General features: G+C 60.2%; 15 protein-coding genes. 10 read left to right on the plus strand and 5 right to left on the minus strand.

From position 1 onward, the window contains the following. Positions 1-34 precede the first annotated feature (34 nt). Positions 35-880, minus strand: coding sequence for an ATP-dependent zinc protease family protein (locus KG088_RS02930; RefSeq protein ID WP_213823999.1), 846 nt, complete (start codon positions 878-880; stop codon positions 35-37). Between the two features lie 260 nt (positions 881-1,140). Here KG088_RS02930 and KG088_RS02935 point away from each other — a divergent pair, with 260 nt between their 5' ends. Then, on the plus strand, positions 1,141-1,689 hold the full coding sequence (locus KG088_RS02935; protein WP_213824000.1) for a DUF3833 domain-containing protein: 549 nt from the start codon (positions 1,141-1,143) through the stop codon (positions 1,687-1,689). A 72-nt stretch (positions 1,690-1,761) separates the two neighbouring features. Here the strand turns inward: KG088_RS02935 and KG088_RS02940 are convergent, their stop codons facing one another. The 3 genes from KG088_RS02940 to gorA form a co-directional block, all read right to left on the minus strand. After that, on the minus strand, positions 1,762-2,172 hold the full coding sequence (locus KG088_RS02940) for an ectoine synthase (protein ID WP_213824001.1): 411 nt from the start codon (positions 2,170-2,172) through the stop codon (positions 1,762-1,764). A 246-nt stretch (positions 2,173-2,418) separates the two neighbouring features. Then, positions 2,419-2,997 (minus strand): diaminobutyrate acetyltransferase, encoded by a 579-nt coding sequence (ectA, locus tag KG088_RS02945; protein WP_213824002.1) that lies wholly within the window; start codon positions 2,995-2,997, stop codon positions 2,419-2,421. Between the two features lie 271 nt (positions 2,998-3,268). Then, positions 3,269-4,663, minus strand: a complete 1,395-nt coding sequence (gene gorA / locus KG088_RS02950) for a glutathione-disulfide reductase (RefSeq protein ID WP_319941374.1) — start codon at positions 4,661-4,663, stop codon at positions 3,269-3,271. Between the two features lie 136 nt (positions 4,664-4,799). Between gorA and can the strand changes: the two genes are divergently transcribed. The 9 genes from can (at position 4,800) to KG088_RS02995 (ending at position 14,740) form a co-directional block, all read left to right on the plus strand. Continuing rightward, positions 4,800-5,498: a carbonate dehydratase gene (can, locus tag KG088_RS02955; protein ID WP_406565580.1), complete on the plus strand. Its 699-nt coding sequence runs from the start codon at positions 4,800-4,802 to the stop codon at positions 5,496-5,498. A gap of 128 nt (positions 5,499-5,626) precedes the next feature. Then, positions 5,627-7,192, plus strand: a complete 1,566-nt coding sequence (locus KG088_RS02960; protein WP_213824004.1) for an ABC transporter substrate-binding protein — start codon at positions 5,627-5,629, stop codon at positions 7,190-7,192. A 100-nt stretch (positions 7,193-7,292) separates the two neighbouring features. Next, on the plus strand, positions 7,293-8,339 hold the full coding sequence (locus KG088_RS02965) for an ABC transporter permease (protein ID WP_213824005.1): 1,047 nt from the start codon (positions 7,293-7,295) through the stop codon (positions 8,337-8,339). Further along, a complete protein-coding gene (locus KG088_RS02970) occupies positions 8,336-9,280 on the plus strand; it encodes an ABC transporter permease (RefSeq protein WP_213824006.1) in 945 nt (314 codons plus the stop codon). The genes KG088_RS02965 and KG088_RS02970 overlap by 4 nt, the downstream gene beginning before the upstream one ends. Positions 9,281-9,285: 5 nt before the next feature. After that, positions 9,286-10,308: an ABC transporter ATP-binding protein gene (locus KG088_RS02975; protein ID WP_213824007.1), complete on the plus strand. Its 1,023-nt coding sequence runs from the start codon at positions 9,286-9,288 to the stop codon at positions 10,306-10,308. Next, a complete protein-coding gene (locus tag KG088_RS02980) occupies positions 10,305-11,366 on the plus strand; it encodes an ABC transporter ATP-binding protein (RefSeq protein WP_213824008.1) in 1,062 nt (353 codons plus the stop codon). The genes KG088_RS02975 and KG088_RS02980 overlap by 4 nt, the downstream gene beginning before the upstream one ends. A gap of 61 nt (positions 11,367-11,427) precedes the next feature. Then, entirely contained in the window at positions 11,428-12,336 is a 909-nt protein-coding gene (locus KG088_RS02985) for a LysR family transcriptional regulator (protein ID WP_213824009.1), read from the plus strand. Between the two features lie 54 nt (positions 12,337-12,390). Beyond that, the gene (gene pepQ / locus KG088_RS02990) at positions 12,391-13,698 is read left to right on the plus strand and encodes a Xaa-Pro dipeptidase (RefSeq protein WP_213824010.1); all 1,308 of its coding nucleotides are present in this window, start codon (positions 12,391-12,393) and stop codon (positions 13,696-13,698) included. Between the two features lie 7 nt (positions 13,699-13,705). Then, positions 13,706-14,740, plus strand: coding sequence for a hydrolase (locus KG088_RS02995; RefSeq protein ID WP_213824011.1), 1,035 nt, complete (start codon positions 13,706-13,708; stop codon positions 14,738-14,740). Here KG088_RS02995 and msrA read toward each other — a convergent pair. Further along, positions 14,721-15,335 (minus strand): peptide-methionine (S)-S-oxide reductase MsrA, encoded by a 615-nt coding sequence (gene msrA, locus KG088_RS03000; protein WP_213824012.1) that lies wholly within the window; start codon positions 15,333-15,335, stop codon positions 14,721-14,723. The genes KG088_RS02995 and msrA overlap by 20 nt on opposite strands. Between the last annotated feature and the right edge of the window lie 58 nt (positions 15,336-15,393).

Genomic DNA, 15,393 nt, shown 5'->3' on the forward strand with positions numbered 1-15,393 from the left:
CATCCTTGCTGATGACGCCCGAATCGGTCAGAGGTCAGGCTTCTTCTTCGTCATCGGGATCATCGACTTCATCGACGTCGGACTCTTCCGAGGGCAGCCCGCCAGGAAATTCAGGGCGATCATGGATATACGCTTGCGCGACATCAATGATGCTGATGTCGAGGAGGAAACGGCGCCCCAAGAGCACCGGGTAGCTAAGATGGCTGCGATCGTTGAGAGTGAACTCCACCGGCTCACGAATCGACCCCAGGGTCATCAGCAGGCTGATCACCGGGCGAGATTCCTCGCCGGCAGCTTGAATGATCCGCACCCGACGTTCCACCGGCTCTTCGATCCATTCATCAACGACATCCTCCACGACCACATCGTTCTCGTTGACCCCGAGCTTGAAGCGCACCCAGTCCTCGCCATCGCGTTCGAAGGGGGTGATCTCGGTTGCCGAAAGGGACGAGGTATTGGCGCCGGAATCCACTCTGGCCTTGAGATAAGTGCCAACATCGGGAAGTCCAACCCATTCACTACGGCCCACCAGCACCTTGTTGGCCAGCAACGAATCTTCCTGCTCGCAACGCTGCTGGATGACCAGTGGGGTTGTCCCGCTGATATCGCTGCTGGCTGTGTCGCGGGTGTGCCGGTGCAACAATCTGCCGACATCGCGAAGTTCGGCACCGAGTTGAACCTGCTGGCGTACAAAAGCATCGAGCTTGTGTTCCTGACGGTCACAGCGCTCGGCGATATTACTTTCGAGACGATCGATGCGGTCGGCGAACACTTCTGGGCCCAGCCTCGGTTCGGGTTCCGGCGACTCGGTCAGCAGGGTACATCCTGAGAGCAACGAGGCAAGACAAGGCGCGATAAGCAGCTTTAGATGTTGGCGCATGGGGCAGTACATTCCGGTGGCAGGTGGCGTGATGATAAGGAGTCGCCAGCATCCTTGTCCAACGTGGAGGTGAATACCATGCAAGATCATCACTCAGCTATCAGGTTGGCTTGTAGATAAACTAGCACTTTATTTAACATAATATACATTATACGAACTGACGGTGGATGATTCTCCACGCCAGTATTGCCATGGCATCACACCGAGATTAGCGCTAGGCTAGCCAAAATCATAGACGACACCTATACAGGAAATTTCACATGCATCATTACCGACCTATCATTCTCGCCCTTTTGACATGGCTCATGGTGGGCTGTGCAAATGGCGACCTAGAGCTCTATGCCGGTACTACACCAAAACTGGACATCGGCACCTACTTCGACGGTCGCAGCCGCGCCTGGGGCATGGTGCAAGACTATTCCGGCGAAGTACAACGCCGATTTACCGTCGACATCGATGGTCGGCTCGATGGCGATACCTTGGTACTCGACGAGCGCTTCATGTACGATAACGGCGACACAGATCACCGAGTTTGGACCTTCGAGCGCCAGGCCGAAGATCATTGGTTCGGCAGTGCCAATGATGTTGAGGGACCTGTCGTCGCCCGCCAGGCCGGCCACGTCTTCACCATGACGTATCCTCTCGACGTGGAGATATCGGGACGCACGTTCACTTTCACTATGGATGACTGGATGTTCCTGCAACCCGACGGACGCTTGATCAACCGCACCGCCATGAAGAAATTCGGCGTGACGCTTGCCGAGATCACCATCGTTTTTGATCGACAGTTCACCGCCGAGGACCCATAAAAAAGATGCCTCCATACTCGTCGAGATGGAGGCATCGGCAGCACGGCGCGTAACGCTTACTTATGTCGGTGCTTAGATCGGTGATTTGTCGTCGGCAGCCGGAGCCTCGTAGGAGCCATCTTCGCGATGGACCTCCTGCCCGGTCAGCCCAGGTGTAAAGACGCAGGCAAGGTGCATAGTCTTGTGGGCCCGCAACAAGTGTTCGTCGTGTTGGTCCAGGATATAGATGTCACCCGGCTTGATCGGCCATATCTTACCATCGGCCTGGGTTTCCACCTCACCTTCACCCTCCATGCAGTAAACCGCTTCGAAATGATTCTTGTAGTGAATATGCGTCTCGGTCCCTTCGTAGATGCGCGTAATGTGAAACGAGCATTTACCGCCATCGTCGGCGAGGGAAAGACGCGTGCTGTCCCAGTTGCCGTTCTCGGCCTTGACCAGACGATCAGTCTGACGCGCTTCGTCGAGGTTGCGAACGATCATGGAAAAATCTCCGTAGTTTGACATTAACGAGCCGACCGGACATCCGACCGACCAATGACCTGGCTGACTACAAGGACAGCCTAGCTCAAGCGTATCATTTCAGCGCCTGCTTGACGCTGGTTTCGAGAATCTCCGGGTGGCGATTATCCGGAGACGAGCAACCACCCTGCCCTTGCGCTGGGCATCACACTCGAAGAGGTCGTCGCTCCAGTACTTGCGACAAGATGGCAAGTCAGCCCTCACGTCTCAGAGACGGTTATTCTGAAAGGGGCCGATCCGCACCAGATTTTCGGGATCGTGTTCGCCACCGAGCTGGTCGGTAGAAAAATACTCGCGGCTGTTGAGAGGTGCATGCCAGCGGTTGGCCAGCCGACGGAAAAGCCCCCAGGACGCTTCATTGTCGGGGGTGATGGTGGTTTCCAGATGATGCACATCAGCGAGTTCCTGACGCGTCATCACGGCCTCGACCAAGCGGCGGGCAAGGCCGGTACCGCGGGCCTTCTCGCCGACAGCGACCTGCCAGAGGAAGTAAGTGTCCGGAGCATTGCTCTTCACATAGCCGGATACGAAGCCAACAATCTCGCCCTCCTCGTTGGTTGCCACGGCACAAGTCTCGCGAAACTGCGTCGCCAGCAACAGGTAGGCGTAAGCGGAGTTGACATCCAGAGGCGGACAAGACTTGACCAGTTCGTAAACGCCCCAACCATCGTCCGGATTTGGCTTGCGAATGAATAACGGGGTTTGCTCATTGCCCACTACCGCATCCGCCACGCTGGGGCGAGCAAGATCGGCGGAAGGAATAAAAGGTTCGGATGTTGCACTCATAGAAGGTTTCGCTATGCGAATTTACTACCATTATAACATTGGCTTATGACAATTCAAAATTGTCCGGTTTTGTCACCATCACTGAACGATGAGAAATCGTATCACCATCACCGCCGTGTGAATCCAGCTCAACTTGTTCTCTTCTTGAGTCTAGCCGAGTTTTCCGCGGGCTCGCCCCCTTTCGTGTTCCGCCCTTGGTGCCCCTCGCCGGACTGATTTGACGATGTTTACCGGTTGTAGGTTGCAGCACCCGCCGCAACCTCTCATGAATTCAACGTCGGGTCAGCGTTCGCATGGTGACAAACTCCTCGGCGCCGGTGGGATGAATGCCGATGGTGGCATCGAAGTCAGCCTTGGTGAGTTGCGCTCGAACGGCAATGGCAATGCCTTGTATCAGTTCACCGGCTTCATCACCGACCATGTGGGCGCCTACCACCACGTCACTGTGGTCGTCGACGATCAGCTTCATCAAGCACCGCTCACTACTGCCAGACAGGGTGTGCTTCATGGGGCGGAAATCGGTGGTATAGACGCGAATGTCGCCACACGCTTCGCGAGCTTGCTGCTCGGAGAGCCCGACGGTGCCGATGTTGGGGTGGCAGAACACCGCCGTCGCGATATTGTGGTAGTCGAGCGGCTTGGAGGGCGGTATCTCGCCAAAATGATGCTGGACCATGTGCATCGCCTCGGCGAGCGCTACGGGCGTGAGTTCCGCCCCCCCCGTCACATCCCCCAGTGCCAGGATTGATGGCACCGAGCTTTCGAAACGCTCGTTGACCTCGATATGTCCCGTATTACTGAGCGCAACGTCAAGCTTGTCCAATCCCAGCCCGGCGAGATGCGGCCGGCGCCCGGTGGCCGCCAGTACGGCATCGACCTCAAGCCGCTCACCATTGGTGAGGGTGACGTCCAGGCCGTTCTCGACCTTGCGGATCGACTCGATGTTGGTTTCCAGACGCAGTGTGGCCCCCTTCTTGACCATTTCATCGCGGACGAACTCCCTGACCTCATGGTCGAAACCGCGCAGGAAGAGTTCGCCACGGTAGACCAGGTGCGTGTCACTCCCCAGCCCATTGAAGATGCTGGCGAATTCAACCGCGATATAGCCACCGCCAAGTACAAGGAGGCGCTCCGGAAAGGAGTCGAGGTCAAACACCTGATTGGACGTGATCGTCAACTCACTGCCGGGGAACGTTGGTACCCAGGGCCAGCCGCCCACTGCGATGAGAATCTTGGCGGCGCTTATAGTTTCATCCGCCACCTCAACAGTATGGGCATCCACCACGCGAGCCCGACCGTGGATCAGCCGCACGCCGGCGTTATCGAGCATGCGATCGTAGATGCGATTCAACCGCTTGATCTCACCGACCTTGTTGTCACGAAGGGTCGCCCATTCAAACTCGGGGGCTGCCGGCAGTCGCCATCCGAAACCACTGGCGTCCTCGAAGCTATCGCGGAAATGCGCCGCATAGGAATAGAGCTTCTTGGGAACGCAGCCGACATTGACACAAGTTCCGCCCAGATAGCGGTCCTCGGCGATGGCCACACGGGCCCCCGCCGCCGCCGCGGTCCGCGCGGCGCGTACCCCACCAGAACCTGCGCCGATGACAAAAAGGTCGTAGTCGTACCGGGTGCTATCGTTTTGTAAGGGGGCGAGTTCGGCCACACCAGTCTCCTGAGCCGTTGAGGACCGAAAAGAAGGTCCCGGGGTTGAATGCCACAAGATGATACCAGCCCACTTCTCGACTCGGGAGAGCCGACAGTTGACCGGTTCACGAAGGAGAGGTAAAAGGAAGCGCCACATGGGTACCCGTCACGATCACTTTTTAATCGGGGGAATAGTGATGCACGACAGCGACATACAGGGATTGCTGGACAACAATCGCGCCTGGGCGAAACGCATGTGCCAGGAAGACCCGGACTATTTCACCCGGCTATCACGCCAACAGAACCCGGACTATCTCTGGGTCGGCTGTTCCGACAGTCGAGTCCCCGCCAACCAGATCATCGCTCTGCCTCCAGGCGAAGTCTTCGTACACCGCAACGTCGCCAACCTGCTCCATCACAATGACATGAACGCCCTCTCGGTCGTCCAGTTCGCGGTGGACGTACTCGAGGTACGTCATATCATGGTTGTCGGCCATTATGGTTGCGGGGGTGTCCGAGCGGCCGTCACTGGCGGTGAATGCGGAATGGTCGACTACTGGCTGCATTCGGTTCGCGAACTCTACAGCCGTCACCGTGACACGCTCCAGGGGCTGCCGCTAGAAGATCAGGTCGACCGCATGTGCGAGCTCAACGTCAAGGCCCAGGTCAACAACCTGTGCCGCACCAAGATTCTTCAACGTGCCTGGCAGCGAGGCCAAGCACTGTCGGTACACGGCTGGGTGTACGGTCTGGCAGATGGCCACATCAAGGATCTTGACTGTTCCATTACCGGCCTCGAGCAGGTGGCCACGCTTTATCGCATCGACCGCCTGGCGCCATCGCGGGATGACTGAGACGTCCGCGTTCAGCGCGGTCATGTAATGAGCGTATAGCGTTTCTCACAATTTCGATTGTGCTTTTCCCTTTCGCGTCACAGGGTTGATGTTGTAGCACCAACAACAAACCGAGAAAGGGAACCCAGATGAACTCCAAGAAGACTCTGCTGGCAGGCCTGATCAGTGCCAGCGTCGCCCTGCCCGCGGCGGTCATGGCCGAAAACACCTTGCGCATGGCCTATGACGCTGATCCGGTGTCGCTGGATATCCATGAACAACTCTCCGGCGGTATCCTCCAGCTATCACACATGACGTTCGATCCGCTGGTGCGCTGGACCGATGATCTGCAGTTCGAACCCCGGCTGGCGAGTGAATGGGAGCAGGTGGACGACACCCATATGCGCATGACCCTGCGCGAGGACGTGACCTTCCACAGCGGCAATGCCTTCACCGCCGAGGATGTGGTCTGGACGGTCGAGCGACTCAAGCAGAGCCCCGATTTCAAGGCGATCTTTACGCCGATCACCAGCGTGACGGCCATCGACGATCACACCGTCGAGTTCGAGACCGAAAAGCCCTACCCGCTGCTGTTGAACCTTGCCACCTATATCTTCCCGCTGGACAGCGAGTTCTACTCGGGCACCGACAGTGATGGCGATGCCAAGGACGAGATCGTCAAGAATGGCAACTCCTTCGCCTCGAGCAACCTGTCCGGCACCGGCCCCTTCACGGTCACCGAGCGTCAACAGGGCGTGAGGATGGAGTTCGCGCGCAATACCGACTATTGGGATCAGGATTCTCCCGGTAACGTCGACCGTATCGTCATGACACCGATCAGCGAGAGCGCGACCCGCGTGGCAGCGTTACTGTCGGGTGACGTCGACTTCATCGCGCCGGTGCCACCCAACGACCTCGAGCGCGTTCGTGAAGACGAGGACGCCAAGCTGGTGACCATGTCTGGCACGCGAATTATCCTCTTCCACATGAATCAGGACCGCGTCGATGCCTTCAAGGATCCACGGGTACGTCAGGCATTTACCTATGCCATCAATCAGGACGCCATCGCCGATCGCCTCATGAAGGGCTTTGCCACGCCGGCGGCACAATTCTCGCCGGAGGGTTACGCCGGCCATGTGGAAGACCTGGAACGGCGTTACGATTTAGAGAAGGCCAACCAGCTGATGGCGGAAGCCGGCTTCGAGGACGGCTTCGAGATCAGCATGATGGCGCCCAACAACCGTTACGTGAACGACGCCCGTATCGCCCAGGCCGTGGCCACCATGCTGGCGCGCATCAATGTCGACGTCGACCTAAGGACCCTGCCCAAAGCGCAGTACTGGGGCGAATTCGACGATCGAAGCGCCGACATGATGATGATCGGCTGGCACGCCGATACCGAGGATAGTGCCAATTTTCACGAGTATCTGACCGCCTGCCAGGATGCCGACAGTGGCGCGGGTCAGTACAACGCCGGCAGCTACTGCAACCCCGAGCTCGATGCGCTGGTGGCAGAAGCCAATCTCGAGGTCGATCTCGAAAAACGTGCCGAGATGCTTCAGCAGGTCGAGCAGACCCTGTATGACGAGGCCGCTTTCGTGCCGCTCCACTGGCAGGATCTGGCCTGGGCGTCGGCTCAGAACGTGAATATCGAGCCCATCCTCAATGTGATGAACTTCCCTTATCTCGGGGATCTGGTCATCGACACCGAGTAACTCGACACGCCGGTTTGCTGCCGGCCATGTACCCGCCCGCAACAGCGCGACGCACTCACCGTTGAGTGCGTCGACGCCTGTTGCCTAGAGGACGACAGACATGATCGCCTTTCTGGTCAAGCGCCTTTTTCATGCGCTGCTGGTGATGTTCGTCATCAGCTTGATCGCCTTCGCCATTCAGGAAAACCTCGGCGACCCTATCCAACAGATGGTCGGCCAGTCGGTGCCGGAGAGCGAGCGCGAGGCGCTGCGCGAAGAACTGGGGCTCAATGACCCCTTTTTCGTCCAATACCTTCGCTTTGCCGGCAACGCGGCACAGCTCGACTTCGGTTATTCCTACAATTTCAATCAGCCCACCATGGAGGTGATTGCTCGCCATCTGCCGGCGACGCTCGAGCTCGTGGCGGCGGCCACCTTCCTGATCGTGTTCCTGTCGGTGCCGATTGGCGTCTACAGTGCGATCAAGCCTCGCGCCTGGCTGTCGCGCTTCTTCATGGGCGTGTCGATCGTCGGCATCTCGATTCCGGTCTTTCTCACCGCCATCGTGCTGATCCAACTGTTCGCGATCGGGGTGAGTTGGACGCCCTTCCCCGCCGATACCGGCTGGGGAAGCTGGCTCAATGGCGTGATCACCACCGACGGCGGCATGCCGGCTTATGGACGCGGCAATCCGGTGCCGGTCTTTGGCACCTGGACGACCAATTTTGCCACCCTCGAAGGGTTGACCTACCTCGTGTTGCCGGCGATTTCGCTCGCTTCGATCATGCTACCGCTGTTCATTCGCCTGATCCGGGCGGAGATGCTTGAAGTGCTGCAGTCCGACTACGTCAAGTTTGCCCGCGCCAAGGGCATTCCGCTGCGTCGCATCTACTTCCTGCATGCGCTCAAGAACACCATGCTGCCGGTCATCACCGTGGGCGGGGTGCAGATCGGCACCCTGGTGGCCTATACGATTCTCACCGAGACCGTCTTCCAGTGGCCCGGGATGGGCTTGATGTTCCTCGATGCCATCGAGCGCTCCGATATTCCCTTGATCGTGGCCTATCTGATGATCGTGGGCCTGATCTTCGTGATCACCAATACCCTGGTCGATCTGATCTACGGCCTGGTCAATCCCACCGTTAAACTGACCGGGAGACCCGCATGACCACGAGCACGACTGTTCCCCGGGCGGGCCGCTGGGAGCGTTTACGCGACTCCTACCTGCTCTACAGCTTCAAGCGCGACCTGGTCGCCCAACTGAGTCTGTTGATATTCATTGCCATGGTGGCCGTTGCCATTCTGGCGCCCTGGCTGGCGCCGATGAATCCTTATGATCTGGCCCAGATCGACATCATGGCCTCCGAAATGCCACCCTTCTGGATGGCCGGCAGTGACGACGCCTACCTGCTGGGGACCGATGCCCAGGGGCGCGACCTGCTGTCGACCATTCTCTATGGTGCCAGGGTGTCTTTAATCATCGGCTTCGGCGCGGTAGCGCTGCAGGCGGCCCTGGGCATCTGCTTCGGCTTGCTGGCGGGCTACCTGGGGGGGCGCATCGATGCCTTCCTGATGCGGCTGGCCGATATCCAGCTGTCCTTTTCCACCCTGATGGTTGCCATCGTGGTCGGTGCGCTGGTCAAGGCGATCTTCGGCAGTTCCACCTTCAGCGCCTATGCCGTGCCACTGCTGGTGCTGATCATTGGCCTGGCCGAGTGGCCACAATATGCGCGTACTGTGCGGGCGTCGGTGCTCGCCGAGAAAGGCAAGGAATACGTCGATGCGGCCCGAACCATGGGGCTTCCCAGCCGACGCATCATGTTTCGGCACATCTTGCCCAACACCCTGTCGCCCATATTCGTGATTTCCACCGTTCAGGTGGCCAATGCCATCATTTCCGAGGCGGCGTTGTCGTTTCTGGGTTTGGGCATGCCCGAGACTCACCCGTCACTGGGGTCGCTGATCAAGTCGGGCTTCGACTATCTCCAGTCGGGTTCCTGGTGGATCACCCTCATTCCAGGTGCCGTGCTCGTGGCTCTGGTGCTGGTAATCAACCTGCTGGGCGACTGGCTGCGCGATGTTCTCAATCCGCGACTTTACAAGGGCTGAATGACATGGCACTTCTCGACGTAAACCATCTCGATGTGCGTTTCGGCATGCGCCGCGGTGAGCTTCAGGCGCTGCGTGACGTCAGCTTCAGTCTCGATCGCGGCGAACGCCTGGGGATCGTCGGCGAGTCCGGCGCCGGCAAGTCCGTGGCGGCGTTCAGCCTGTTGAACCTGATCGGCAAGCCAGGGTATATCGCCGGTGGCACGATTCGCTTCGACGGCCAGGAACTGACGAGCATGAGCGACCGCGAATTGCGCCATATCCGCGGGCATCGGGTATCGATGATCTTCCAGGATCCGATGATGACCTTGAACCCAGTGCTGAGCGTGGGCGAGCAGATGGTGGAATGCCTCAAGGCCCATCGGCGCATTTCGAAGCGCGAGGCACGCGCGATCGCGCTGCACAAGCTCGAGCAGGTCCAGATCCCCTCTCCCGAGGCGCGACTCGATCAATACCCCCATGAGCTCTCCGGGGGCATGCGGCAGCGCGTGATCATCGCCATCGCCCTGCTGCTCGATCCGGACATCATCATCGCCGACGAACCCACCACCGCGCTCGACGTGACCATCCAGGCCGAGATCATGGCGCTGCTGCTCGAACTTTGCGAAAAGCACAACGTCGCCCTGATCCTGATTACCCATGATCTCGGCGTCGTCAGCCAGGTCACCCAACGCATGCTCGTCATGTATGCCGGTCGAGTGATCGAGCAGGGTCCGACGCGCGAGATCATCAACGATCCGCAGCATCCCTATACCCAGGGGCTGATGAACGCCCTGCCGCAGATGGCGACCCCAGGCAGCCGGCTCAACCAGATCCCGGGCAGCATGCCATCACTGGATAATCTGCCGAGCGGTTGCGCCTTCCATCCCCGGTGCGGCTTCGTCCAGCGTGATGATGGCTCCCATCGCCGCGCCTGCGAGGATAATATTCCCGGCTTCGTCACCTCCGGGAATTGCCAGGTGGCCTGTCACATGGTGGCCGAGATGCTCGAACGTGACCGGATCCCGGCCGAGGAGACATCGCGATGAACGTAATGTCCCAGACTGTTAAAACCCCGGGTGCAGACATTCAAGAGGAAACCCCGCTGCTGGAGATTCGTGGCCTGGTCAAGCGCTTCTCGCTATCCGGCGACTTTCTCGAGCAACTGAGATTCAAGGGCGGCAAGCTGGTGCGCCATCAGGAATACGTGCATGCGATCAACGGCGTGGATCTGGCGATACGGCGTGGCGAGGCACTGTGCGTGGTAGGGGAATCCGGTTGCGGCAAGTCAACCGTGGCGCGGACGGTCATGGGGCTGCTGCAACCTTCTGCCGGCGAGATACGCTACGGCGGCTCGCGGATCGATAACATGTCGACCCGGGAATTGATGCCTTTTCGGCGTCGCATGCAGATGATCTTCCAGAACCCCTACGCGTCTCTGAACCCACGCATGACCATCCAGCAGACGCTGGAAGAGCCCATTCGCCTGCACCATCCCGGCTGGGACAGCACACGCGTGCGTGACAAGGTCGCCGAGGTGATGGCCTCGGTAGGCATCGCCCAGGACTGGGGCACCCGCTACGGCCATGAGTTCTCGGGTGGCCAGCGGCAGCGCATCGCCATTGCCCGAGCCCTGGCCGTCGATCCGGAATTCATCGTCGCCGATGAGCCGATCTCGGCCCTCGACGTGTCGATCCAGGCTCAGGTTCTCAACTTATTGATGGAGGCGCAGCAGCAGCACAATCTGACCTACTTGTTCATCACCCATGACCTGGCCGTTGTCGAGCATTTCGGTACCCGAGTGGTGGTGATGTACCTGGGACGGATCTGTGAGGTCGCACCGACCGCCACTTTGTTTTCCAGGCCGCGTCATCCTTATACCCAGGCACTGATGTCGGCCATTCCGCGCCTCGAGGATGACCGCCCCCAGCATCTACGGCTGAAGGGCGAGGTGCCGACGCCGGTCAACCTGCCATCGGGCTGTGTCTTCCATGGACGCTGCCCTCACGCCAACGAACGTTGTGGACGGGAAATCCCCGCCCTCATCGACACGGCCGAGGGCAGCCAGGTGGCGTGCCATGGCGTGGAGGAAGGCCGCATCGGCTGAGCTCCATAAACCTCTGGCATACTGACGAGTTGGAAGACTTCACACCGGCCTGGAGGAAATTATGGAGCTGCGCTGGTTGGAAGATTTTCGTGCTCTGGCACGCACGCGACACTTCTCTCGAGCCGCCGAGGAGCAGAATGTTACCCAGCCAACCTTCTCGCGTCGCATCAAGCTATTGGAAGAGGAGATGGGCACCACGCTGATCAATCGCCAGACATTGCCGTTGTCTCTGACCCCGGCGGGCGAGGAGTTCCTGGCGTTATGCCACGATGTCACCCAGCGGATCGCCGAGAGCCGCCGGCGTCTGGACCAGCTGACCGAACAGCAGGCCGGACGCATACGTCTGGCGGCGCCGCAGAGCCTGCTCGTCCACTTCGTCCCCGAGTGGTTGAATCAGTGGTCCGCCCCGCCGCCGGTGACTCCCTACCTTAGAGCGACCGGCTGGCTGATCGATGACTACTTCAAGGGCCTGGCACGTGAGGAATGCGACCTGGTGCTTTGCTACTGGCCGCCGATGACCTGCGGCATGGAATCGGTGACCGAGGAGACGGTCTATCGCCAGGTCGGTGAGGAGCGACTGGTCCCCGTATCGCTGGCCGAATCGGATGGGCGGCCACGTTATGACCTGGACCGGATGGCAAAGCTGCCACTGATCGCCTATCACCCCCGAGGCCTGTTCGCTGCCGCCATCGGGTCGCATCTGGCACGACTGGGCGATGCCCCTGAGTTCAGTGTGCTCAACGAGAGCATCCAGAGCGGGAATATTCGTGAGCTGGTTACCCTGGGCTATGGCGTCGGCTGGTTGCCCGAGCGAACCGCTCATGGGGCGCTTCGGGCCGGCACCCTGGTAGTAGCAGGCAGTTCGCGTTGGCGAGTCCCCATGGAAATTCGCCTATACCGGCGGGTCAACCTTGCTGACGGAGCGCCGCGTCGTTTCTGGTTCGCGGCGCCCGTCCATTCGGTCACTTGAGCATTCATTTCAGCTATATCAGTTATGTCACTTATGTCAGCGATGGAGAGCCACATGCCGCCAGGTTTCGATGCCCTGCAACGTCAGCATCTTGATGCCCTCGAAAGTGCCTACGCTGAAGTGCTGGCGCGCCATCAACTGGATGGTGTGCTGCTTTACAGTGGCCATCCACGCCGTCATTTCGCCGACGATCAGGAGGCGAATTTCGCGGCCTTCGGCCACTTCCAGCATTGGACCGGCCAAGCCGGTCTGGCACGCAGCTGGCTGCTGATATGCCCAGGCCAGGTGTCCAGGCTGAAGGTACATGCGCCTCGGGATTTCTGGCACTTGCCCGCTCGGCTGCCGGACGAAGCCTGGGTCGGACGGTTCGAGATCATCCTGAGCGATGACGATGCGCCCCCCGTTCTTCCCAAAGGGCGCTTCGCGGTGCTCGGCGATGTATCGCAGGCCTGTCTCGATGACGTGAGCGTCGTATATCAACCGGAAGCCTTGCAAGCCGACTTGGACGAGTTGCGGGTGCGTAAAAGCGAGTACGAAGTCGCCTGCCTGCGCGAGGCCAATCGGTGCGCCATGACCGGACACCACGCAGCGCGCCAGGCGTTTCTGGCTGGCGACAGCGAACTCGACATCCAGCTCGCCTATCTCGGCGCGTCTCGACAGCGTGAGGCCGCCTTGCCGTATTCCAGCATCGTCGGCGTCAATACGCATGGCGGTGTGCTGCATTACCAACACTACGACACGGCGCCGCCCGAGACTTGCCACAGCTTGCTGATGGATGCCGGCCAGCGCTACCGAGGCTATTGTGCCGACATCACGCGCACCTGGTCGGGCCCCGACGCCGACCCGGCGTTTCGACCCCTGGTGAATGGTGTCCGGGCGCTGCAAAAGCAGCTGGTCGCCGCCCTCAGGCCCGGCATCAGTTTCATCGACCTACATCAGCAGATGCACGACGGCCTTACCGAGCTGCTGGTCGAACAGGGTGTGATCACCTGTTCAGTCGTACATGCCCAGGCGTCCGGCCTGACCCGCGCCTTCTGTCCCCACGGCCTGGGGCACCTGCTCGGCCTGCAGGTCCATGACGTGGCAGGCAGACGGTCCGCCGATGGGCTGCCACTCTTGCCTCCGTCCGCCGATCCCGCATTGCGCCTGACACGGGAACTGGAGGCCGGCATGGTGGTCACCATTGAGCCGGGGGTGTATATCATTCCCCAGCTGATTGAACCTTATCGTGACAGCGGTGATATTGATGCCTCAGTTGTTCAGCGGCTAGCCTGTCACGGTGGGATTCGCATCGAGGACAATGTTCTGGTGACCCGACAGGGCCCCGACAACCTGACGTCGACGACAACCGAAACCGAGTGACACCGCCATGGCAGCCCAGCTGCATTGCGCCGATTTTATCCCGCCTCCCGGCCTGGCCAACCGCCATGTACAGACGCTGCTGCCGCGGTTGCTGCCCCGGCGTCGGTTGACGTGGCGGGCAGAGATTCTCGAGCTGCCCGATGGCGATTTTGTCGAGCTGGCCTGGGCGATGCCGGATACGGTGGCGGAAGACGCGCCGTTGTGTCTGCTGTTCCATGGGCTGGAGGGAGGCACCCGCTCTCCTTATACTCAGGAATTGCTGGCCACGGCAGCAGAGCTCGGTTGGCGGGCGCTGGTCATGCACTTTCGAGGTTGCGGAACCCGACCCAACCGCTTGCCACGGGCCTACCACAGCGGCGATACGGCAGACGCCTACTGGCTGATCGCCCAGCTGGCGCACCGCTATCCCCGTGCCGTCAAGGTGGCTATCGGCGTGTCGCTGGGTGCCAACATGTTGATCAAGCTGATTGCCGAACAGGGCGGCGACGGCCTTGACCTTTCAGGTGCGATCGCCATCGCGCCACCTCTCGATCTCTCGGCCAGCGCCGACACTCTCCACCAGGGCTTCTCGCGACTCTACGAACGCCACCTGCTGGCATCGCTCAAGGCCAAGGTGGCAAGCCGCCTCGAGGAGCTACCATTGTCGCTCACGGCGCGGGAACTCGAGGCCCTCGACAGCCTGCGCGACTACGACGATGCCGTCACTGCACCCCTGCACGGCTTCGAGGATGTGGCGGACTATTACCGGCGCGCCTCAGCGGGTCCGTTGATCGGTGACCTCGAGCTGCCGACCTTGATACTGCACGCCAACGATGATCCTTTCATGCCGCCGGACCTCTTCGACCAACTTCCCGCCCCGGGGGATGCCGTGCGAGTCGAGATCGCCCGACACGGTGGTCATGTCGGCTTCGTTGAATGGCATGACGGCCTGTTCGGCAGCTGGCTGGCCCGTCGCGTGGCTCGCCAGTTGGGGGATTGGGGACGCGTGACCCCACAAGACGCGTGGCAGGAGCCGCGTCGGGTCAGCCGATCGGACAGCTGACGCCGGTGCCTCGCAGCCCACAGTAACCGCCGGGGTTCTTGTCCAGATATTGCTGGTGATATTCCTCTGCATAGTAAAACGCTTCCAGCGGGGTAATCTCGGTGGTGATCTCGCCCCTGCCGGCGTTGGCCAACGACTGCTGATAGGCCTGGCGGCTGCGTATCGCCGCGTCTTGCTGGGCCTTGCTGGTGGTCAGGATGATGGACCGGTACTGAGAGCCGATGTCGTTCCCCTGGCGATTGCCCTGGGTGGGATCATGGGCTTCCCAGAAGGCACGCAGCAGCGTTTCCAGCGCGATCCTGTCGGGATCGAAGACGACGCGCACGACCTCAGCATGGCCGGTCTGCCCGCCGCAGGTTTCCTGGTAGGTCGGATTGGGTGTCGTCCCACCCGCGTAACCGGCGGCCGTCACATGCACGCCGGGAAGCTGCCAGAACAGCTGCTCGGCGCCCCAGAAGCAGCCAAGCCCGAACACAATCTCGTCGAGCCCCGGCTCGAAGGGAGGAAGCATGGAATGCCCCGAAACGGTATGCACGCCACTGATCTCGATGGGGGTAGAGCGCCCTGTCGGAGCGCGTCGGGTATCAATGCTCATCTCTTTCTCCTGTTGAAGCTCAGGCCTGGAGACGTCAAGGTCAGGCCTGTATATGTGG

This window comes from Halomonas jincaotanensis (assembly GCF_018448785.1).
Lineage (GTDB): Bacteria > Pseudomonadota > Gammaproteobacteria > Pseudomonadales > Halomonadaceae > Halomonas > Halomonas jincaotanensis.